23 protein-coding genes are annotated in these 21,376 nt (G+C 45.3%); 17 read left to right on the top strand and 6 right to left on the bottom strand.

The features are described 5' to 3' along the window. Positions 1-42: 42 nt before the first annotated feature. On the top strand, positions 43-1,296 hold the full coding sequence (gene murA, locus Q0K92_RS06240) for a UDP-N-acetylglucosamine 1-carboxyvinyltransferase (protein WP_297324947.1): 1,254 nt from the start codon (positions 43-45) through the stop codon (positions 1,294-1,296). 87 nt (positions 1,297-1,383) lie between these two features. On the opposite strand, the gene Q0K92_RS06235 is transcribed toward murA, so the two are convergent. Next, positions 1,384-1,998: a hypothetical protein gene (locus Q0K92_RS06235; protein ID WP_297324946.1), complete on the bottom strand. Its 615-nt coding sequence runs from the start codon at positions 1,996-1,998 to the stop codon at positions 1,384-1,386. Positions 1,999-2,303: 305 nt separating this feature from the next. On the opposite strand from Q0K92_RS06235, the gene argH reads away from it, so the two are divergent. From argH to htpX, 6 genes are all read left to right on the top strand, one after another. Beyond that, entirely contained in the window at positions 2,304-3,704 is a 1,401-nt protein-coding gene (gene argH, locus Q0K92_RS06230) for an argininosuccinate lyase (protein WP_297324945.1), read from the top strand. Positions 3,705-3,739: 35 nt separating this feature from the next. Further along, the gene (locus Q0K92_RS06225) at positions 3,740-4,624 is read left to right on the top strand and encodes a fructosamine kinase family protein (protein WP_297324944.1); all 885 of its coding nucleotides are present in this window, start codon (positions 3,740-3,742) and stop codon (positions 4,622-4,624) included. Positions 4,625-4,711: 87 nt separating this feature from the next. Beyond that, on the top strand, positions 4,712-6,391 hold the full coding sequence (locus Q0K92_RS06220) for a CTP synthase (RefSeq protein ID WP_297324943.1): 1,680 nt from the start codon (positions 4,712-4,714) through the stop codon (positions 6,389-6,391). Between the two features lie 118 nt (positions 6,392-6,509). Beyond that, positions 6,510-7,793, top strand: coding sequence for a phosphopyruvate hydratase (gene eno / locus Q0K92_RS06215; protein WP_297324942.1), 1,284 nt, complete (start codon positions 6,510-6,512; stop codon positions 7,791-7,793). Then, positions 7,793-8,074: a cell division protein FtsB gene (ftsB, locus tag Q0K92_RS06210; protein WP_297324941.1), complete on the top strand. Its 282-nt coding sequence runs from the start codon at positions 7,793-7,795 to the stop codon at positions 8,072-8,074. Before eno ends, ftsB begins: the two co-directional genes overlap by 1 nt. A 308-nt stretch (positions 8,075-8,382) precedes the next feature. Continuing rightward, entirely contained in the window at positions 8,383-9,267 is an 885-nt protein-coding gene (gene htpX / locus Q0K92_RS06205; protein WP_297324940.1) for a protease HtpX, read from the top strand. Between the two features lie 93 nt (positions 9,268-9,360). Here the strand turns inward: htpX and Q0K92_RS06200 are convergent, their stop codons facing one another. Continuing rightward, complete coding sequence (locus Q0K92_RS06200; protein WP_297324939.1) at positions 9,361-9,813, bottom strand: exosortase system-associated protein, TIGR04073 family; 453 nt, start codon at positions 9,811-9,813, stop codon at positions 9,361-9,363. 154 nt (positions 9,814-9,967) lie between these two features. Between Q0K92_RS06200 and Q0K92_RS06195 the strand changes: the two genes are divergently transcribed. The 3 genes from Q0K92_RS06195 (at position 9,968) to Q0K92_RS06185 (ending at position 11,607) form a co-directional block, all read left to right on the top strand. After that, positions 9,968-10,180 carry a DUF4177 domain-containing protein gene (locus Q0K92_RS06195; protein WP_110339375.1) on the top strand — a complete coding sequence of 71 codons (213 nt, stop codon included), beginning with the start codon at positions 9,968-9,970 and terminating at the stop codon, positions 10,178-10,180. Between the two features lie 8 nt (positions 10,181-10,188). Next, positions 10,189-10,575 carry a TM2 domain-containing protein gene (locus Q0K92_RS06190; protein ID WP_297324938.1) on the top strand — a complete coding sequence of 129 codons (387 nt, stop codon included), beginning with the start codon at positions 10,189-10,191 and terminating at the stop codon, positions 10,573-10,575. A 72-nt stretch (positions 10,576-10,647) separates the two neighbouring features. Continuing rightward, on the top strand, positions 10,648-11,607 hold the full coding sequence (locus tag Q0K92_RS06185) for a CPBP family intramembrane glutamic endopeptidase (RefSeq protein ID WP_297324937.1): 960 nt from the start codon (positions 10,648-10,650) through the stop codon (positions 11,605-11,607). 121 nt (positions 11,608-11,728) lie between these two features. Here Q0K92_RS06185 and Q0K92_RS06180 read toward each other — a convergent pair whose 3' ends face one another. Then, positions 11,729-12,244 (bottom strand): hypothetical protein, encoded by a 516-nt coding sequence (locus tag Q0K92_RS06180; RefSeq protein ID WP_297324936.1) that lies wholly within the window; start codon positions 12,242-12,244, stop codon positions 11,729-11,731. Between the two features lie 465 nt (positions 12,245-12,709). On the opposite strand from Q0K92_RS06180, the gene Q0K92_RS06175 reads away from it, so the two are divergent. Beyond that, a complete protein-coding gene (locus Q0K92_RS06175; protein WP_297324935.1) occupies positions 12,710-13,420 on the top strand; it encodes a phosphoadenylyl-sulfate reductase in 711 nt (236 codons plus the stop codon). Between the two features lie 125 nt (positions 13,421-13,545). On the opposite strand, the gene pip is transcribed toward Q0K92_RS06175, so the two are convergent. After that, positions 13,546-14,508, bottom strand: coding sequence for a prolyl aminopeptidase (pip, locus tag Q0K92_RS06170; RefSeq protein WP_297324981.1), 963 nt, complete (start codon positions 14,506-14,508; stop codon positions 13,546-13,548). 151 nt (positions 14,509-14,659) lie between these two features. Here pip and Q0K92_RS06165 point away from each other — a divergent pair, with 151 nt between their 5' ends. The 6 genes from Q0K92_RS06165 (at position 14,660) to Q0K92_RS06140 (ending at position 20,528) form a co-directional block, all read left to right on the top strand. Continuing rightward, complete coding sequence (locus tag Q0K92_RS06165) at positions 14,660-14,923, top strand: hypothetical protein (protein ID WP_297324934.1); 264 nt, start codon at positions 14,660-14,662, stop codon at positions 14,921-14,923. Between the two features lie 19 nt (positions 14,924-14,942). Continuing rightward, complete coding sequence (locus tag Q0K92_RS06160; protein ID WP_297324933.1) at positions 14,943-16,085, top strand: patatin-like phospholipase family protein; 1,143 nt, start codon at positions 14,943-14,945, stop codon at positions 16,083-16,085. A 67-nt stretch (positions 16,086-16,152) separates the two neighbouring features. Next, the gene (locus tag Q0K92_RS06155; protein WP_297324932.1) at positions 16,153-16,875 is read left to right on the top strand and encodes a TerC family protein; all 723 of its coding nucleotides are present in this window, start codon (positions 16,153-16,155) and stop codon (positions 16,873-16,875) included. Positions 16,876-16,913: 38 nt separating this feature from the next. Continuing rightward, the gene (locus tag Q0K92_RS06150; protein ID WP_297324931.1) at positions 16,914-17,339 is read left to right on the top strand and encodes a universal stress protein; all 426 of its coding nucleotides are present in this window, start codon (positions 16,914-16,916) and stop codon (positions 17,337-17,339) included. 23 nt (positions 17,340-17,362) lie between these two features. Further along, positions 17,363-18,127 (top strand): 3',5'-cyclic-nucleotide phosphodiesterase, encoded by a 765-nt coding sequence (locus tag Q0K92_RS06145; protein WP_297324930.1) that lies wholly within the window; start codon positions 17,363-17,365, stop codon positions 18,125-18,127. A 22-nt stretch (positions 18,128-18,149) separates the two neighbouring features. After that, positions 18,150-20,528 (top strand): GspE/PulE family protein, encoded by a 2,379-nt coding sequence (locus Q0K92_RS06140; protein ID WP_297324929.1) that lies wholly within the window; start codon positions 18,150-18,152, stop codon positions 20,526-20,528. Positions 20,529-20,608: 80 nt separating this feature from the next. Here the strand turns inward: Q0K92_RS06140 and Q0K92_RS06135 are convergent, their stop codons facing one another. Further along, a complete protein-coding gene (locus tag Q0K92_RS06135; RefSeq protein WP_297324928.1) occupies positions 20,609-20,770 on the bottom strand; it encodes a type II toxin-antitoxin system HicB family antitoxin in 162 nt (53 codons plus the stop codon). A 98-nt stretch (positions 20,771-20,868) separates the two neighbouring features. Then, positions 20,869-21,249 carry a hypothetical protein gene (locus tag Q0K92_RS06130; protein ID WP_297324927.1) on the bottom strand — a complete coding sequence of 127 codons (381 nt, stop codon included), beginning with the start codon at positions 21,247-21,249 and terminating at the stop codon, positions 20,869-20,871. Between the last annotated feature and the right edge of the window lie 127 nt (positions 21,250-21,376).

Raw genomic sequence — 21,376 nt, 5'->3', positions numbered from 1 at the left:
AACAGGAATTTTAATAAAACTTTTAGTTGAATCTTTCATGCAATGCAAAAACTGATTATCCAGGGTGGCATGCCACTGCACGGCGAAGTAACCATCTCGGGAGCGAAGAATGCGGCACTTCCTGTGTTGTGCGCCGCACTTCTGACGCAGGAATCCTTGAAAATAAATAATGTTCCGGCGCTTCGTGACATCACTACCATGCTGTCATTACTCAAACAAATGGGAACAGACATCACGACCCATCATGCGTCGGAGGTTGTGCTGTCAGCCGCTGCGCTCACCCATCTGGTTGCTCCGTATGAAATGGTTAAAACCATGCGTGCCGCAATTCTGGTGCTCGGGCCGTTACTCGCTCGTGCCGGGGAAGCCAATATTTCATTGCCGGGCGGATGTGCGATTGGTTTGCGGCCGGTCGATCAGCATATCAAAGGTTTGCAGGCGATGGGGGCGGAAATCCAAATCAAACACGGATACATCCATGCGGTGGCGAAAAAACTGCATGGCGCACGCATTGTTTTTGATATTGTCACTGTTACCGGCACAGAAAATTTAATGATGGCAGCGACTTTGGCGGATGGCACAACGATTCTTGAGAATGCTGCCCGGGAACCGGAAATCGTCGATCTTGCCAATTGTCTCATTGCGATGGGTGCAAACATTCAGGGGGCGGGCACTGACATCATCACGATTACAGGTGTGCCGACGCTGCATGGTGCAGAACACACGGTCATGCCTGATCGGATTGAAACGGGAACTTTCCTGGTTGCAGCCACCGCGACAGGCGGTGAAATTCATTTAAACAATACCGACGCGCATCTGCTGGATGCGGTGCTGGATAAACTGGCTGAGGCGGGTGCCCGCATTGATTCCGGCAAGAATTGGATTGATCTCAGCATGCATACAAAACCTAAGTCGGTGAATGTGCGCACAGCCCCTCATCCGGCTTTTCCGACCGATATGCAGGCGCAATTCATGTCGTTGAATTGTATCGCCGACGGCACTGCCATCATCACGGAAACTATTTTTGAAAACCGCTTGATGCACGTGCAGGAATTGAAACGTATGAATGCCAATATCGAAGTGGAAGGCAATGCTGCGATTGTTTGTGGTATTCCTCAACTGGATGGTGCGCATGTCATGGCAACCGATTTGCGCGCTTCAGCCAGTCTCGTGATCGCCGGGTTGATTGCGCAGGGTGAGACTGTCATTGATCGTATTTATCACTTGGATCGCGGCTACGAAAGCATTGAAAAGAAATTGTCTGCGTTGGGTGCGCAAATTAGACGTAGCGATTAACAGCCTGTTAAAAACAAAAAGGCCTTTGAATGTATCAAAGGCCTTTTAAGTAACTACGCTAGCCGCTATTGAATCAGGGTTTGATCTTTATAGTTTTGGCAATTTGTAGCTGACAACGATAGTGGCGATCTTCTTATTCAATCCCATGACAGGAATCACCAGGATCTTTTTACCATCGACATCAGATTTGACCGTTATCTTTTGCAGGTTGAGAATTTCCTTAGGAAATATTTCCGTTCCTTTCGTTTCTTCAAGTCGTTTATCGGTTGAAACCAGTAATTGACCGTCATCGCCAATCAGTACAACTCTTTCCGTATCTTTCATCTTGACGATTTCGCCTAAGTATTGATCGATTTGATCAATATTGTGACGGATCAACTCGCCGCGCACTGCCCACGACAAAACTTGCCCAAAGCGCTCTTCTTCCTTCATATACTGCTGATCGGCGTATTCACGAGCTTGCTGGGTAATCAATACGCGCTCATTTTCAAGTTTCTTGGTCATGTCAGATTCCACTTTGCTGACAGCAATGAGTTTCCAAGCGAAGATGATTACGATGATTCCCACAAGCACCGCAGCATACTTGGCAGGCAATTGCATGGTTGGAATTTTACCCACCCATTCAAACTTGTCACTCAACATTGAAAATAAAGTGTTAGCTTGGGATTGTATATTCTGGTTTTGCTTGTTCCGATCCGTCATGGATAACTCCTTGTGTAGATGATGTAACAGGGGAAAGGCCGAATTATCCACTAATTCCCGATCGAAGTAAAAGCGCAGCGTCTCAATTAAACGGGTTGTGTGTTATTTCACCGTCAAAATTTAATTTCAACGACAAATGCTGATAGCGACTGGTTTTAATATTTAATATCTTTAAATCAAATAGGTAATCAATAAAGTTTGAAGAACTGCAGTGTTGCAAAATGACTGTCGATGCATTTGACCGGGCATTTATGTTTTATAATCGCTTTCCCTGCAAGTCGGAAATCAGAAATCAGAGTAACCCAATGGATAATAAGTCAGTATCAGAAAGCAATAAAAAAACATGGTCGGGTCGATTCAATGAACCGGTTTCAGAGCTTGTGCAACGCTATACCGCATCGATTGGGTTTGATCGACGCCTGGCCGAGTATGACATTCAGGGATCACTGGCGCATGCACAGATGCTTGCAGCGCAAGGAATTATCAGCAATGAGGATTTAGCAGCGATCCAGCAAGGCTTGCAGCAAATTCGTGATGAGATTCGTAATGATCAATTTACCTGGTTACTGGCGCTGGAAGACGTGCATTTGAATATCGAAAAGCGTCTCACCGCATTGATCGGTGACGCCGGTAAACGACTACACACTGCTCGATCACGTAATGATCAGGTCGCAACCGATATTCGCCTGTTTTTACGTGCTGCGATTGATGAAATTGTCGATTTAATCAAAGCCATGCAACATGCCTTGTTAAACCTGGCAGAACAGCATACTCATACGGTCATGCCGGGATTTACGCATTTGCAGGTGGCCCAACCGATATCATTCGGTCATCACTTGATGGCTTATTTTGAGATGCTGAAGCGCGACATCGAACGCTTGATTGATTGTAGGAAACGCGTGAATCAATTGCCGCTGGGAGCGGCTGCACTGGCTGGCACCAGCTACCCGATCAACCGCGAATTAGTGGCGGAAATACTGGGTTTTGAAGGCGTTTGCAAGAATTCCTTGGATGCCGTTTCAGATCGGGACTTTGCCATTGAGTTCAGCGCCTGCGCCGCGCTGATCATGACGCATTTATCGCGCATGTCGGAAGAATTCATTTTATGGATGAATCCATCCTTCGGTTTCATTCAATTGGCCGACCGGTTTTGTACCGGTTCGTCCATTATGCCGCAGAAGAAAAATCCGGATGTGCCTGAATTGGTGCGTGGTAAAACCGGTCGCATCAATGGCCACCTGGTTGCGTTGTTGACACTCATGAAAGCGCAGCCACTGGCCTATAACAAGGATAACCAGGAGGATAAGGAGCCCCTGTTCGATACCGTCGATACGTTAACGGATACGCTACGAATTTACGCCGACATGCTGACCGGTGTTCAGGTGAATCAGGAAATTATGCGCCGATCGGCATTGCGTGGCCATGCTACGGCGACCGATCTGGCTGATTACCTGACTAAGAAAGGCATTCCATTCCGCGATGCGCACGAGATTGTGGCAAAGACGGTACAGTTTGCCGAACGAAAAGGCTGTGATCTCAACGATCTTGCGCTCAATGAGCTGCAACAATTTTCCGCTCAAATTGAAGCGGATATTTTTGCTGTTTTAACGCTGGAAGGCTCGATGGAAAGCCGCAGACATACCGGCGGCACCGCACCGGATCAAGTGCAGGCAGCCATTCATCAGGCCAGGCAATGGTTGTCGTAAACCATATTGGCAGAATTCTCCGGTAGGCTCACACCATGCAGGTATGGCATGACATCAGTGCACAAATTTCGGCAGCTACCAATAGCCAATTTACCGTCACAGAAAGCTATCCCATCGGAGGTGGCTGTATTAATCAAGCATTTCGTATTGTCGATGGCCTGCAGCGCTATTTTGTTAAGCTCAATACGCCAAGTAGCCTTGCCATGTTTGCAGCGGAAGCGGATGGCTTGATGGAAATTCATCAATCGCATACGTTACGCGTTCCGCTGCCTGTTTGTTATGGGCAGAATGGCGACACTGCCTGGCTGGTGCTGGAATACCTGGATATGAACCATGGCACACGTGGCAAAGCATCTGATCTGGGCGTGCAACTGGCTGCCATGCATCGCATCACTGCGCGGCAATTTGGCTGGACTCGTCACAATACCATCGGGCAAACGCCGCAAATAAACACGCTTTCTTCAGATTGGATAGATTTCTGGCGCACACAACGTTTAGGTTATCAATTGGGTCTCGCCAAAGTGAATGGATTTAATGGCAAACTGCAAACGCTGGGAGAGCGGTTATTAATTGATTTGGATAAGATTCTTGCGGGCATGTCATCAGCGCCTTCGCTCTTGCATGGCGATTTGTGGAGCGGCAATTACGCTTACGATGAAAGGGGAAATCCGGTTTTGTTTGATCCTGCGGTGTACTACGGTGATCGTGAAACGGATATTGCTATGACCGAACTGTTTGGTGGATTTGCAACCGACTTTTATTCTGCCTATCGACACGAATATCCACTGGATTCCGGGTATAATATTCGCAAAATAGTCTATAATCTTTATCATATTCTTAATCATTTAAATCTTTTTGGTAGTAGTTATCACCATCAAGCCGAACAGATGATGAATGTTTTACTTGCTGAAATTCATTAACAAACATTGGATAACATTGTCCGCTCACATGTCATACAAAAACGATCTGATGATTTCTTTGCGTTATTCTGATTACTGTAGTCACTTATGACCAAATATGTTTTTGTAACTGGCGGTGTTGTATCTTCCCTGGGTAAGGGCATTGCTGCCGCGTCCCTGGCCGCACTGCTTGAAACGCGCGGGCTTAAAGTCACTATGCTGAAACTGGATCCTTACATTAATGTGGATCCCGGCACGATGAGCCCGTTTCAACATGGTGAAGTGTTTGTGACGGAAGATGGCGCTGAAACCGATCTTGATCTGGGTCATTATGAGCGTTTCATCAGCACGCGCATGACCCGGCTTAATAACTTTACCACGGGCCAAATTTACGAAAGTGTTATTCGCAAAGAAAGACGCGGCGATTATCTCGGCGGCACAGTACAGGTCATTCCCCATATCACGGATGAGATAAAACGGTATATTCAAGCCGGTGTGGGTGATGCACAAGTTGCGATTATCGAAATCGGTGGTACGGTGGGTGATATCGAATCACTGCCTTTCCTGGAAGCGATTCGTCAGATGGCTGTACAGCATCCGCGTCATGACACCTGTTTTATTCACCTGACGCTATTACCCTATATTGGTTCGGCCGGTGAATTAAAAACCAAGCCCACACAGCATTCTGTCAAAGAACTGCGCGAAATCGGCATACAGCCTGATGTCCTGTTGTGCCGCTCAGACCGTGAATTACCTAAGGAAGAACGTAGAAAAATAGCGCTTTTTACCAATGTGCAGGAAGAAGCTGTCATCTCGGCAATCGATGTAGACAGTATCTATAAAATCCCGGCATTGCTTCATGAACAAATGCTCGATGAAATCATCTGTCATAAGCTGAATATCCTTGCCAAGCCTGCAGATTTGAGTGTGTGGAAAAAATTGGTACATGCACTGGAATACCCCAAATTTTCCGTCGATATTGCAATCGTCGGTAAATATGTCGATTTAACCGAGTCTTATAAATCATTATCGGAAGCGTTGATTCATGCCGGTATCCATACCAACAGTCAGATCAATATTACTTATGTTGATTCTGAGAATATTGAAAAAGAAGGCACTGATTGTTTAATCCATATGGATGCAATTCTGGTTCCTGGCGGTTTCGGTAAGCGGGGCGTGGAAGGCAAGATCATGGCCATCAATTTTGCGCGCACTCACCGTATTCCGTATTTAGGCATTTGCCTGGGAATGCAGCTGGCTGTCATTGAATATGCACGTAATAAAACCAACATGAAAGGGGCTCACAGCACTGAATTTAATCCTGAAACCCCCTATCCGGTGATAGGATTGATTACTGAATGGCGTACCCGGGATGGACACATCGAAACCAGAAATGAACATTCTGATATTGGTGGCAGTATGCGATTGGGAGGGCAGGAATGTCTTCTGAAAAAAGGCTCGTTAGCCTGGAAAACCTATGGCGCGGATAAAATTATCGAGCGTCATCGCCATCGGTACGAAGTTAACAGTATTTATATTCCCAAATTGGAAAAAGCAGGGCTTTGTATTGGCGGTTTATCCAAGGAAGAAAGTCTGTGTGAGATGATAGAACTGCCTGAGACCGAGCACCCGTGGTTTTTGGGTTGTCAATTCCACCCTGAATTTACTTCTACGCCGCGACTGGGCCATCCGCTATTCAAATCTTATGTGCAAGCAGCCATCCGTTTTTCTGATAATCGCCAATATGTCAGTGATGAAAAATTACACGCCGTGCGCAATAATTCATAAATACTTTTCGCATGTGACTTTAATCATCTGGAACACAGCCATTTTTAACTAAGATATTAAATTTATCGTAATTGCAGCAGCAGAAATAACACTAACTAAATAACAGGGAAAATGTAGCATGAGTGCAATAGTAGATGTCATCGCCCGTGAAATTCTTGATTCTCGCGGCAACCCAACCATTGAAGCAGACGTATTGCTGGAGTCAGGCGTGTTAGGCCGTGCTTCTGTTCCTTCCGGAGCATCCGTTGGAACCAGGGAAGCGGTAGAACTGAGAGATGGGGATGCACAACGCTACTCAGGTAAAGGGGTATTGAAAGCAGTAGAAAATGTGAATACCGAAATTTCTGAAACACTCATGGGGCTGGATGCTGTTGATCAAAGTTTCATTGATCAAGAATTAATCAATCTGGATGGCACTGAGAACAAATCCAGGCTGGGTGCCAATGCAATTTTAGCGGTATCACTGGCGGTTGCCAAAGCCGCTGCGGAAGAGTCAGGACTGCCACTATATCGTTATTTAGGCGGTGCCGGTTTGATGTCGATGCCGGTGCCACTGATGAACCTGATTAATGGCGGTGCGCACGCCAATAACAATATCAACATGCAAGAATTCATGATCGTTCCCTTGGGGATTGCAAATTTTCATGATGCCATTCGCTGTGGCGCAGAGGTTTTTAGCGCGCTGAAGAAACTCATCAACGATAAAAACATGCCCACAACCGTTGGTGACGAAGGCGGCTTTGCGCCTAATTTGGCTAATAATGAAGCAGCGTTGCAATTGATTGTACAAGCCATCGATCAAGCAGGCTATCAGGCGGGTAAAGAAGTCGCCATCGGCATTGATTGCGCCAGTTCCGAATTTTTCCAGGATGGTAAATACCATCTGGCATCGGATGGATTGCACCTGACGCCGGCGCAATTTGTTGACTATCTTGCCTCGTGGGTCGATAAATATCCCATTATCAGCATCGAAGATGGCATGAGTGAGCATGATTGGAATGGTTGGGAGTTACTCACTGATAAATTAGGAAAATCGATTCAACTCGTCGGTGATGATATATTTGTCACCAATGCAAAAATCCTGCAAGAAGGAATCAATCGCGGCATTGCCAATTCCATACTGATCAAGGTCAATCAAATCGGTACATTAACTGAAACCTTCTCTGCGATTGAAATGGCAAAATGTGCCGGCTACACCGCCGTCATTTCGCATCGTTCCGGAGAAACCGAAGATACCACTATTGCAGATATCGCCGTTGCTACGAACGCATTACAAATCAAAACAGGCTCACTATCCCGCTCCGATCGTCTTGCCAAATACAATCAATTATTACGTATTGAAGAAGATTTAGGAGATTCGGCAAACTATGCAGGTCGGAAAGCATTTTATCAACTCAAATAATGAAACTGCTGGCTTTTATACTGTTTTTGTTGATTGCCTTAATGCAATACCCATTGTGGTTTGGCAAAGCAAGCTGGGAAAAAGTCTGGCAAGTGGAACAGGAAGTGACTGCGGCACGTGAGAACAATTTGATGTTGCAAAATCGCAATAATATGCTTGAGGCAGAGGTTAACGATCTGAAACAAGGCCTTGAAGCAATTGAAGAACGTGCTCGCAGCGATCTCGGCATGACGAAACAAAATGAAATATTATTCCAGATTGTTAAAGGCGCACAGCCTTAGTTCTGGACTTGTCAGTCAATATGACTATTCAGTAGCAATCGTACATCTTATTTTCCTGCCGAGGCAATTCTAGGCTACCTAAAAAAATCAATATCTTTCTGATGGGCCTTGTTCTACCTGAACTCTCTTTGGAATTCTGTACCTAATTTTATGCGGATGGATGCGAGTATCCAATACATACTTCCAACATCAGTGTAGAAAAATTATTCAATCTGGCAAGAAAATTCAGGCTTGATTGCCTTGAAAATAATTAATTGGATCTTATGTAACGATCTGTTTGGATTATTGAGAACATGGAGTAAAACACAATGAAAAGAATACTGCTTTTTTTAGCGACAAACTTGGCCATTATTGTTGTTTTAAGCATTACTTTACGATTATTGGGCGTTGAAAGAATCCTGGATGAACAGGGCACCGGCCTGAATATCAATTCCTTATTGATATTCGCTTCGGTCTTTGGATTTGGTGGTTCCTTCATGTCGCTTGCCATGTCGAAATGGACAGCAAAACGATTTACTGGCGCGCAAGTCATTGAGATGCCACGCAATGCACAAGAACATTGGTTGGTAACTACTGTACAACGTCAGGCGAAGGCAGCCGGTATTGATATGCCGGAAGTGGCTATTTATGATGCACCGGATGTCAATGCTTTTGCCACCGGTATGTCAAGAAATAATGCCTTGGTCGCTGTGAGTACGGGCTTACTCAATACCATGAGTCAGGACGAAGCTGAAGCGGTTCTGGCGCATGAGGTCAGTCATGTCGCCAATGGCGATATGGTTACACTGGCGCTGATACAGGGCGTGGTCAATACGTTCGTCATTTTCTTATCGCGTGTCATTGGTCATACGGTTGATCGCGTGATATTCAAAACTGAGAATGGTCACGGCCCTGCATTCTGGGTTACCACCATCATTGCGGAAATTGTGTTGGGAATATTGGCCAGCATCATCGTAATGTGGTTTAGCCGTCAGCGTGAATTTCGTGCAGATGCCGGTGGCGCGAGCCTTGCTGGTAGAAATAAGATGATTGCCGCGTTGCGACGTCTGCAATTAACCAGTCAACAAGTGCACCTACCAGACCAACTCGCTGCTTTCGGCATTTCCGGCGGCATCGGTTCGGGCATTCAAAGCTTGTTTATGTCACACCCGCCATTAGAAGAAAGAATTGCAGCGCTTGAAGCGCAACGTTAGGATTTTTTAGAAAACCATTAAAAAACGCCGCATGATGTGATCAAGCGGCGTTTTTCTATTTTTATATGTTGCGTAGAAAGAAAAATCTTTACATTAATAAGAAGTTTCTCTCGAAAAATCTTGCCAGATATATGGCGGATTAACGGATGGTTTGGTTGGAATAAAGAAAGTAGCCGCATCCAGCACTCCCACTAGACTACGACCGACTGTGTGCATAACGCCCATTGCGGTTCCAATTGTAATACCGTAAAGCGGTCCCTCTTTTTGTGAAGTCAGGATAATGTTTTTTGGTAACTCTATCCAACCGGTAGCTGCATTTGCAATGCCACTGACAAATTTCTCGCTCGCGTTTCCAAAATAGCTATCGGAAGCGCCCGCTTGAGCGGCTGCTTGAGTAGAGAAAAAGAAAAATATTGAAAATATTACAGATAACTTGACAATTCTTTCCATCAAAAAAACTCCTGTATTCAGTTTTAAAATTAAATTTCTATTTTCAACTAAGAAATGAACAGAAATGTATCGGAAGTTTACCCCTTCATGCTTCAACAGACAATTTCTGAATTAGGAAAATGATTTATCAGAAATGCAGAGAAGTTTGAGCCGGTATAATGTATGGGTTTGTTGTTCGGTATCATGGATCGATTGGTTGCAGCGCATAAGCTTTAGGTATAAATCTGATTAAATCGAAGGGGATGAAATAATGGCTTATAAGGAATATAAAGTGTTATATGTGACTGAAGGAGGACTGGGAACGGTTTTTCTGGGGGCATCCGGTATTCCAATCAAGCGCTTGGAAGTAACTCTCAACAAAGAAGCCGCGGATGGTTGGACGTTGGTATTTCAGTTTGTCGAGCAGAAGCGTTTTTTACTTTTCTGGAAACGTGAGGCCGTGATCATCACGCTGGCTCGCTGAGTCACTGTATGAAAACGAAAGAAGCGATTCAGGAAGATGAAGAGCGTATCAGGCAACTGGTGCGTGCATTACCCGACGAAAAAAGATTACTATTTTTCAAACGGGTGGAAAAGGATCTGAAGGATCCGGATACCTATGCCACATTGAACTATTTGTTCATTGCCGGGTTGCATCATTTTTATCTGGGGAAATGGATCCGGGGTTCAATTAATCTTTGCATATTTCTGCTTGGCGTAGTTTTATTATTCACCGGAATGGCGTTCATTGGGGTGTTGTTACTGATTGTAATCAGCCTGGTTGAACTCAAGGCGTTGTTTAGGTCGCAGATTCTGATTCAGGAATACAATAATGACGTGATGCAAGCGATTTATCGTGAGGTCATTCAGGATCAATGATTCTACAATTTGATCATGAGTATCATCAACATCCTATCCGTTTGCTGCCAAATTTGAAAACTGAATCTGAGATTGAATCAGAATTTTGTCATTGCCAATAATTTCCTTCACATGACGGTTATCCTGACGTATCTGCGCGAATATGTTTTAGCGATTGATAAATGGCTGTTACTTTTTTGCAGTGTATGGATGGGCATTCTGATCGCCCTGAACTATCAACTGGGTATCGAACGTGAAATCATCGCCGGTCTTGATTCCCGGCTTGAGCAATTCATTGCGCTATTTTTGGTTTATTGCTGTGCTTTCATCATTCCTTATGTATTTGCCATCGCACTCAGACGGCAATTGGTAATTGTCACGCCAGTGTTTGGGCTGTTACTTGTGATTGCGCCTGCTGTATTTGCATTAAAAGTGAGCGTTGCCAATCCACTGGAAAATATCATGGAAGGGATGTGGGGTAATTATCTGACCGTGATTACCACCCTGCCGTTTAAACTCCTGGTCGTGCTGATTCCATTAATCGTTTTATATAAGATACTGCCTACCCAACAGAGCTTCTGGGGCATGACTGTTCAGGGTTTGCGGTGGCGCCCCTATTTGTGGATGCTGGCTATGATGGTGCCGCTGATCGTTTTTGCCAGTACGCAAGCCGATTTTCTGAGTGCCTATCCCAGATTAAAGCAAATCGCTTTTATTGCGCCATACACAGACAATCTGCTGGGATATCAGCTGCTGTATGAGATCAGTTACGGGATTGATTTTGTGACCATCGAACTATTCTTCCGCGGATTTTTGGTACTTGCGTTTGTCCGTTATGCCGGGCCGGCCGCTATTTTGCCAATGGCCACCTTTTACTGCAGCATTCATTTCGGCAAGCCTCTGTTCGAGTGTATTTCTTCTTTCTTCGGTGGATTGATACTGGGTATTATTGCCCATAGAACACAATCCATCGTGGGCGGTTTGGCCGTACATCTGGGGATTGCCTGGATGATGGAAATAGGTGGTTATTTCGGAAATCTATGGATGAAATAATCGGAGGTGTGTCTTCTGGAAATTCAAATTTCGTTTTATTGCCGCGGAAAAACTCAGTGGGTTACCGGATGGCAACCCACTACTTCGAGCTGAATAACGAGGTTATTACCTTAATCAGCTTTTATTTGTGTGACAGTCTGACTGTTCCGACGCTATCCAGATAGGCACCGAGGCGTTTAGCCAGATAAACTTCCGAAACGCCTGTTGTCGAGCTGGTTTTGGTTTCCAAACCGACGCCGCAGTCATAGATTTGAGCATCTAAAATAGCAACGCGGGTATTGTGATTTTCATTGATTGCTTTGGCTTCAAAATTAGCAAATGTATTAGTTGCACCTTTGGCAGTATCCACAACTACGGTTCCGTCCGGTAGTGTAACGACGACACGACCATTGGCAATGATCGCTGCTGTTGCATTGGCTTCGGTGAGCAGGGTTGCGTAAGTAGGTTGATCTTTAACCGCACTCAGTTTGTTTCTGAAGCTGGTTACCTTGGCGGGAGTAAGTATTGCATTCAAAGTATCATAGGGCGCTGCGGCTAATTTAGTCTGGACTTGTGGCGCGCATGCTGCCATGACGTTGAAACTGATAAAGCACAATGCAGCAAGTACTAACAACGATGATATTTTTTGCATTTTCATAAGTGGCCTCTAATATATTATTTGTAAGTAACACGTGACATATAACAACCGCTGATGTGGTCATAAATGTATCGATTGTGTGCGCATAAGCCGTACCAACTAACATTCGATTTATGCTGTCGACATGCTAGCAATCCCTGATGACATGCTGATGTCAGCGTTGTTGCAGTATCATTAAAGTTTCGCGAATTGTGGTGGTAAGCCGAAATTTGAGAAATTAGCAATCTGAATCGGGAAATTATCGGGAAAAAGTGACTCAGCGTGTTTGACAACCTACTGAATACTCGGTAGATTGCAGAGAGAAAAAAGATGAATGTTTCCTCACCTTGCACTACTACTTGATGAATCTGTTGTCCACTCGGTGTTCGTGTCATTTCAGGCACTTATAATTAACCGGTCACGTCGTGAGCAAATCTAAATCGATCCATACATATTCTGTATTATTTAACGAATGAGTATTTCCTTATGTCCGAAGTAGCATCCGTAGTTCAAAGTCCCAGTAACACTGCAGGTTTAAGCGCGCAAGCTATCAGTGAATTGAATGAGCGTTACCGGCCACTCAATTTTGAAGTGCGTTTGCATAAGCTTTACACCGATTTCAAGCCTGAAAAAATCATGGTGACGTCCTCCTTTGCGGCAACCTCTGCGTATTTTTTGCACATTATTTCCCGCATCCGGCCGGAACAGATTATTTTTTTTATTAATACCGGGTTTCATTTTCCGGAAACCCTGATGTATCGCGATTATCTGATCAAGCTCTACCATCTGAGAGTTGAAGATCTGAAGGCGGATGATTACCAGCATCAATATAGTGAAAAAGAAAAGCTGTATGAAACGGATCCGGATTTTTGCTGCACCATTAACAAGATCAATCCGCTGGAAGCGATCAAACCCAATTACGATATTTGGGTATCAAGCCTGATGAACTGGCAGACAGACCACCGTGCGGGCCTGGATATTTTTGAGGAGCGTCGTGGGATTATTAAGTTTAACCCGATGATTGATGTGACGCGTGAAGAGCGTGACGCGTATATTCGTGAGCATGATCTGCCATTTCATCCGTTAGTGGAAGGTGGCTATTCTTCCATTGGATGCACGCATTGTACGGTGAAAGGCGAAGGCCGCAGCGGCCGCTGGATGGGAAAACCTAAAACCGAGTGCGGCTTGCATCTCTAGCAGGCAGTTGAAAAACTATCTGCGTTGCCGCTACGGTGCTAAAACAGGCTAAGAGTGCTCTCTTTATTACGCATAAACTGCATTTCTTCGCCTGTTCTTTAGTCTTGCATCACTGCCCCGATCTGTCAGTCACTACGTGTTTTGAATTGATCAGTGGCTTTGAGCAGCGCAGCTTGTATGCCGGGTTCCCAGACGGAATGACCTGCATCGTCAATGATGATATATTCAGCCTGCGGCCACGCACGATGTAAGTCGTCGGCACTGATGATCGGACAAACCGCATCATAGCGGCCTTGCACGATGGTGGCGGGAATGCTGTGCAGTTTGTGTACGTTATCCAGTAATGAATTTTCCGGTAAGAAAATATGGTGACTGAAGTAATGGGCTTCCATGCGCGCAAGTCCCAGTGCGACAGTGTCACCGGCAAAATAGCTGACCGTGGCTGGATTCGGCAATAGTGTCGAGCAGGAGCCTTCATAAGTGCTCCAGGTACGTGCGGCGGGTATGTGGATGGCCGGATCAGGATGTATTAAGCGCTGGTAGTAAGCGGCAAGAATGTCATTGCGTTCTGTGGCTGATAGTGGCGCGACAAATTCGCGCCAGGCTTCCGGGAACAAATTGCGTAATCCATACAGAAACCAGTCAATCTCTTCTGTGCGACAAAGAAAAATTCCGCGCAGAATAAAACCCAAACAGCGTTCAGGATGTGCTTCGCCATAGGCAAGGGCCAGTGTGCTACCCCAGGAACCGCCAAATACCAGCCATCGCTCAATTGCCAAATGTTGCCGCAGTACTTCCAAGTCATTGATCAAATGAGGCGTTGTATTATCGCGTATTTCACCCAGTGGCGTTGAGCGCCCCGCGCCTCTTTGATCGTAAATGACAATGCGATAATATGCCGGATCAAAGAGGCGCCGATGCGCTGGTGTTGCGCCAGCGCCAGGGCCGCCGTGAAGAAATACCACGGGTATGCCGGAAGGATTGCCCGATTCTTCCCAGTACATGGTATGTAGCTTGTCCAGGGGGAGTGATCCTTGCCGATAAGGTGCGATTTCCGGATATAGTGTAGTATATAAGTGATTGTTCATCATATAGATAGTGTGGTTGAATGGTTGGTTGCTTCTGGAAATGATAGAAAAAGGTGGCAAACAGCACAGAGTTCAAAACTTAAATGAATTATAGTTCTGATATAGTGCTTGACAAGTTGCACACTGTTTCGATGTCATAAGAGATCATCATATGCCTAATACTATACTGAAAGAACAAGAGATTTTCATGTTAAGAGAAGAAGTGGAAATATTAATGAATGAGCGCCAAAGTTTATTGAATGCTGCAGGAGCTGCCGCGGTTTTTGTTGCCAATCTGGACAGCACGGTATTGCCGAATTCCGCCTGTCAGGCGGCAAAGATGCTATCAAGCTCTTTGAATAGTTTACCTGAAGAAACCTTGCGGGATGCGTTGGAGAAAGTGCAAGCAGAATTCTTAGTCCGTATCCGTGTATGAGCAGCATACAACAATAGCCATGCCGAAGGTTGGGCTGGTTCTAACCGGTGGTGGGGCGCGAGCAGCTTACCAAGTAGGTGTATTGCGGGCGATTGCTGAATTATTGCCCGATAAGACACGCAATCCCTTTCCCGTGATTTGTGGAACCTCAGCGGGCGCCATTAACGCAGCCAGCATTGCGGTTTCAGCGAATAATTTTGCAGAAGGCGTGCAGCAACTCGAAGCTGTTTGGTCAAATTTCCATGTAGACCAGATTTATCGATCAGACTTTGTAGGCGTGATGCATAATACTTTACGCTGTCTATTGTCATTAGTATCGACTGAATATGGTCAGCATAATGCGATTTCTTTACTGGATAACGCACCCTTAGCAGCACTACTGAAAAGTCGCTTTTCGTTTCGTTCTATTCAATATGCTATTCGTTCAGGCGCATTGCATGCATTGGGGTTGACCGCATGGGGTTATACCTCGGGGCAATCGGTGACTTTTTATCAGGCAGCAAGAGAAGTATTGCCGTGGAAAAGAGCGCAACGATTAGGTATTCCCGTGGATATTGGCGCGGAGCATTTGATGGCGTCTTCCTCGATACCCTTTATTTTTCCCGCCGTGAAATTGAATCGCGAATTCTTTGGCGATGGATCAATGCGCCAGTTAGCGCCGATTAGCCCGGCGCTTCATCTGGGAGCCGATAAGGTGCTGATTATTGGTGTACGTAAACCGGTCACGGATGAACCCAAACGTGTCAGCGCTACGAGTTATCCGCCTTTTGCGCAGATTGCCGGTCATGCACTGAACAGTATATTTGTCGATAGCCTGGATGTTGATCTGGAGCGGTTATTGCGCATTAACGAAACAATTAAACTGATTCCCCGCGAGCTGATTAAGGAAAAAAATATATCGCTGCGTCCCGTTGAAGCAATGATGATAGCGCCCAGCGAGGGTATTAACGAAATTGCACAAAAATATGCGTATACCTTACCGTGGATCATGCGTTATCTCTATCGTGCGATCGGTGCAATGGGACCTAATGGGTCGACCTTATTAAGTTATGTGTTATTTGAGGCGCCTTTTTGCCGGGATTTAATAGAATTGGGTTATAACGATACATTGCAGCAAAAAGATGAACTGCTGAAGTTCATAGGGGTTGAGACTGGAACGTAGTAAGTATTATTGAAACTAAGGTGATGTTTCTTTTGATTGGATTGTATTTTTGTTAGGAAAAAATTAAATGGGTTTTGATAGTCCGCAATTCTGGATTGCTGTCCTGCAAATCATTGCGATTGATATTGTGCTGGGTGGAGATAATGCAGTGGTGATCGCGCTTGCCTGTCGGCGGTTGCCTGAACAGCAACGCAAGCTGGGAATTTTCTGGGGCGTTTTCGGCGCCATTACGTTACGTGTGGTACTGATCTTTTTTGCATTAAGTCTGTTGGCGGTGCCTTACTTAAAGATTGTCGGTGCGGCCTTACTGATATGGATTGGCGTCAAATTACTGCAACCTGAACCGGAAGGCGCACACGAGGTTGATGCCAGTACAACTTTGGTAGGCGCTATCAAAACCATTATTGTGGCTGATGCCGTGATGAGCCTGGACAATGTGATTGCCATTGCCGGTGCCGCCAAGGACGATATCGGTCTGGTGATTTTTGGTTTGGTGATCAGTGTGCCCATCATTGTATGGGGTAGTCAATTGGTGATGAAAATCATGGATCGTTATCCGGTAACGATTGTCATTGGTGCCGGTTTGCTAGGATGGATTGCCGGTGACATGGTGGTGACTGATGTGGTTACCAAAGAATGGGTCAGTACACAAGCGAAGTATTTGCATTGGATTGCACCGGTTGCTGCTGCATTAATTGTAATTACTGCGGGCAAAGTATTAGCTGCCCGGCAACAAGTTAAAGTCAAGCCAGTGATTGATCTGGTCGACGACACAGCTCCCAAACAGTAATTGTTTGCTTATCGATATATGAAACTGAGAGATTGATCATGTTAAAAATCTTACTACCTGTCGATGGTTCCGATAATTCCAGTCAAGCAGTGACTGACTTCATTCAGTTGCTGGATTGGTATAAGGAAAAACCGGAGCTTCACTTGCTGAGTGTTCAGCACCCACTGGATGGCAATGTGTCATTATTTATCAATCAGGCGGATATCAAACAATATCATCAGGAAGAAGGGTTGAAAAGTCTTCAGAATGCCCGCGATTTACTTACTCAAGCTGGAATTGCCTACCAGTATCATATTACTGTCGGCGATCCGGCTGAAATGATTGTCCGCTTTGCTGCCGAGAAGCACTATGATCAGATTGTCATGGGGCCACGTGGAAAAGGGAATATACAAGGCCTGCTACTGGGATCGGTGACTAGTAAAGTCATGCAGTTATCAAATATTCCGGTTTTATTGGTTAAGTAAGCTATTTTTCTGAGGCCAATAGATTGAAGCTCAGAATCTTGGGATGTGACGGCGGGATAGGGGACGGTGCGCAGACCAGTGCCATGTTGCTGGATGATGATGTTTTAATCGATGCGGGAACTGGCGTGAGCACGCTGAGTATGGATGAAATGATCAAAATTGATCATGTTTTTGTCACGCATGCACATTTGGATCATGTGGCTTGTATTCCTTTTCTGGTTGATACGGTTGGTTCTATACGAGCCAAACCCATCACGATCCATGCGACGCAAGCGACATTGGATAGTTTGCGAAAGCATTTATTTAATTGGCATCTATGGCCGGATTTTACAAAAATTCCTAATGATTGCTCACCGTATATGCGCTATGAAGCCTTATCACTGGATAATACCATCAGTCTGAAGGAACGCAGAATTACGCCATTGCCCGCAAATCATGCTGTTCCAGCGGTCGGTTATCAGTTGGATTCAGGCCGAGCCAGTCTTGTATTTACCGGGGATACGACAACCAATGATGCGTTATGGGTTGTCGTCAATAAGATTGAGAATTTAAAGTATCTCATCGTTGAATCGGCTTTTTGCAATCAGAAAAGAGAGATTGCCATTAGATCCAAGCATTTTTGTCCCAGTTTGCTGGCAGAGGAATTGGAGAAGCTCGAACGAAATGCTGAAATATTTATCTCTCACTTGAAGCCGGGTGAAGCTGAAATAACCATGAATGAAATACAGCAGTGTATGGCGAAATTTAATCCGCGTAAGCTTGAGAAAAATCAGTTATTTGAGTTTTAGGGAATTCTGGAGAATTGATGTCATGAATACAACCACTACAACACTGATGCGAAACGATGCTACGGATAACAGTGAAGCGAGTTTTTCCGGAAATCTACAATCAGCTATCAGTAAGATACATGCTGCCAGTGATATGGATGAGATCATGCTGGAAGTGAGCAAGGATCTGTGTGTTTTGTTCAATGCAGACCGGCTGATTATTTATACCCTGAGTGAGGATCAAGCATTCCTGACCACCCGGGTTAAAACAGGATTCGACTCGATTCAAGATTTGAAATTGCCGGTGCTTGAAAGTACGATTACAGGTTACGTGAGTTTGAAGAAGGAAGTTGTCAATATTGAGGATGTTTACAACAAAAGTGAATTGAAGAAGATCAATACATTGATTACTTTTTCATATGAAGCGGAAAAGCGTACCGGTTATCGTACCAAACAAATGCTCGTTGCACCGGTTCTGAGTGAGGATACCCAAGAATTAATGGGCGTGGTTCAGGTTATCAATCATAAAGGCGGGCAGCCATTTACAGCAATCGCTGTTGACGGTGTGGTTGAAATCTGCCGGGTGCTTGCAACAACGGTATTTAAACAACGTTCAAAATCCGCTCAAGTACCCAAGTCAAAATATGATTATCTGATTTTCGATGCGGTGATTTCCGCAGCTGAACTTGAATTGGCCACGCGTTCTGCGCGCAAGAAAGGATGTGACCTGGAAGATGTACTGGTAGACGAGCTGCAGATTGGTTTGCCACTCATCGGTAAAGCGCTTTCTGCATTTTTTGATACTCGTTATGAGCCTTTTAAGAAAGATCGGATCAAACCGATGGATCTGCTTAAGAATTTAAAAAAGGATTATGTGGAAAGTAATGCCTGGATGCCCATTGATGAAACGAAAGATGGCCTGGTGGTTTTAACGCTGGATCCTGAGTGGATTAAATCTCAGCGCATTGCGAGCACGATTTTTCCCAAACACAAGATTATCTATGTGGTTACCACCAAGCGTGAATTTGGTGCAACCATTGAACAATTCTATGGTGGCAGCCAGGATGAGATTGCTACGGGTAATATTACCGAAATGCTGTTTAATCTTGAAGGAGAGACGGCTGAGGAAATCACCAGCGAAAGAGAAGAATCTTCAGCAGCTTCGGATAATGAACTGGTCAAGCTCGTCAATAAAATCATTGTGGATGCTTACAAGATGGGCGTGTCGGATATCCATGTAGAGCCTTATACAGGAAAAGAGAAAACCAAAATTCGCTTCCGTAAGGATGGTTCATTAATGCCCTACATCGAGATTCCAGCCAGTTATCGCAATCCACTGGTGACGCGGATCAAGATCATGTGTGATTTGGATATTTCCGAGAAACGCAGACCGCAGGACGGCAAGATTAAGTTTAGAAAATTTTCCCCCTTGGATATTGAGCTGCGTGTTGCCACCATTCCTTCTGCGGGTGGCATGGAAGATGTTGTCATGCGTATTCTGTCGGCTGGAGAACCCATCCCGTTGGATAAAATGGGTTTTACCGCCCGCAACCTGGAAGAGCTGAAAAAAATCATCAGTAAGCCCTATGGCTTGTTTTTTGTGTGTGGTCCTACGGGTTCGGGTAAAACAACCACGCTGCATTCCATTTTGAAGCATCTTAATCGCCCTGAAACCAAAATCTGGACTGCGGAAGATCCGGTTGAGATCACACAAAAGGGATTACGTCAGGTGCAAATCAATGTCAAGGCAGGTTTGACCTTTCCCGTGATCATGCGGTCTTTCTTGCGCGCAGATCCGGACATCATCATGGTCGGCGAGATGCGCGACAAGGAAACCACCAGTATCGGTATCGAAGCTTCGTTAACCGGGCATCTGGTTTTTGCCACATTACATACCAACAGCGCGCCGGAGTCCGTGATTCGTTTGCTGGATATGGGAATGGATCCCTTTAATTTTTCTGATGCGCTACTGGGCGTTCTGGCGCAACGGCTGGCGAAACGCTTGTGTAAATGTAAGCAATCGTATGTAGCCAGTGAACGTGAGATCAAGGCATTATTAATGGAATATTGCGAAGAACTGAATCATATTGATCGGTTTAAAGCGGATCCGGAAGCAGCGCGTAAGGCAATCCACGACGATTGGGTTAAACAATACGGTAATGACAAAGGTGAAATTACCTTGTGCAAGCCGGTCGGTTGTGATGATTGTACCGGTACCGGTTTCTCCGGCCGGGTGGGATTGCATGAACTGATGACGGCCAGTGATGCATTGAAAAAGAATGTCCAGGAGCGTGCGCGCGTGGCGGAAATGCTGGTGACAGCGCTGGGCGATGGGATGCGCACGCTGAAGCAGGACGGCATCGAGAAGGTGCTACAGGGAATTACCGATATTCATCAGGTGCGGATGGTGTGTATTAAGTAAATTGGATGAAAACCTGAACTAGTCCACCTAACTGTTGAGCATCTCTTCGTTCAGTCCGGAAATCTAACAAAGAGCGCGGCTTACGAGGACATTTTTCTGATTGCCGCTTCAGTCAGGAATGCGGAACGGTTCATGCCCGCTGCATCCGCAGCCGAGAAACAATCAGGCAGATCCGGAACGATAACTCCCCACGCGTTGCCTTTAGTGCCTTTCTCGATCAAAATGGGGTACTGTATTCTCATATCAATTGTCCGAATGGGCTTGTTTACGAATCGCCTGAATCAAACCTGGACCTAAATATTTCTCCGAGTGTGGAACAGTAACCCCATAATTGTAATTATCATGTTTCCCACAGTAGTTGGATAGCATAAACTTCTACCAAGAAACATAAAACCCACATAACAATAGGCCCTGATGCGCCTGCGAATGACATTCCAAGAAACTTAAAGTCGATTTCCCCGAAAGAGGTGCGCAAGACTAGGACGACTATAAATGCTGCGCCTCCTGCCCATGGAATACCAATCATTGCCCGGGCATTTTCCTTGGCTAGAATTAAGAGATCACCGCTTTGGTAGAGCAGAGCGAGAATTGATAGTGATGATACAAGTAACGAAATGAGCAATAGCAAGACGATGACAACACGAACCCAGCTTGGCGGTAACTCCCCATGAACAGTTTTCTTCGTGGGGTGCTTGTCCGGTTTTTCTGTTGAAACATCCATGGCGATTGCGCTTTTCTATTTTTAGAGAATGCTCTGGCTGCTGGGTTGGTGGCTAGGGTCTGTTGACAATTGAAGATAAGTATTTAATAGAAAGAGGCAAACTCGTAATATTGAGGTTCCTATACCA

This window comes from Nitrosomonas sp. (assembly GCF_024282095.1).
Lineage (GTDB): Bacteria > Pseudomonadota > Gammaproteobacteria > Burkholderiales > Nitrosomonadaceae > Nitrosomonas.
Note: the sequence above shows the minus strand (reverse complement) of the source record. Positions and strands in the feature narration are given on the sequence as shown.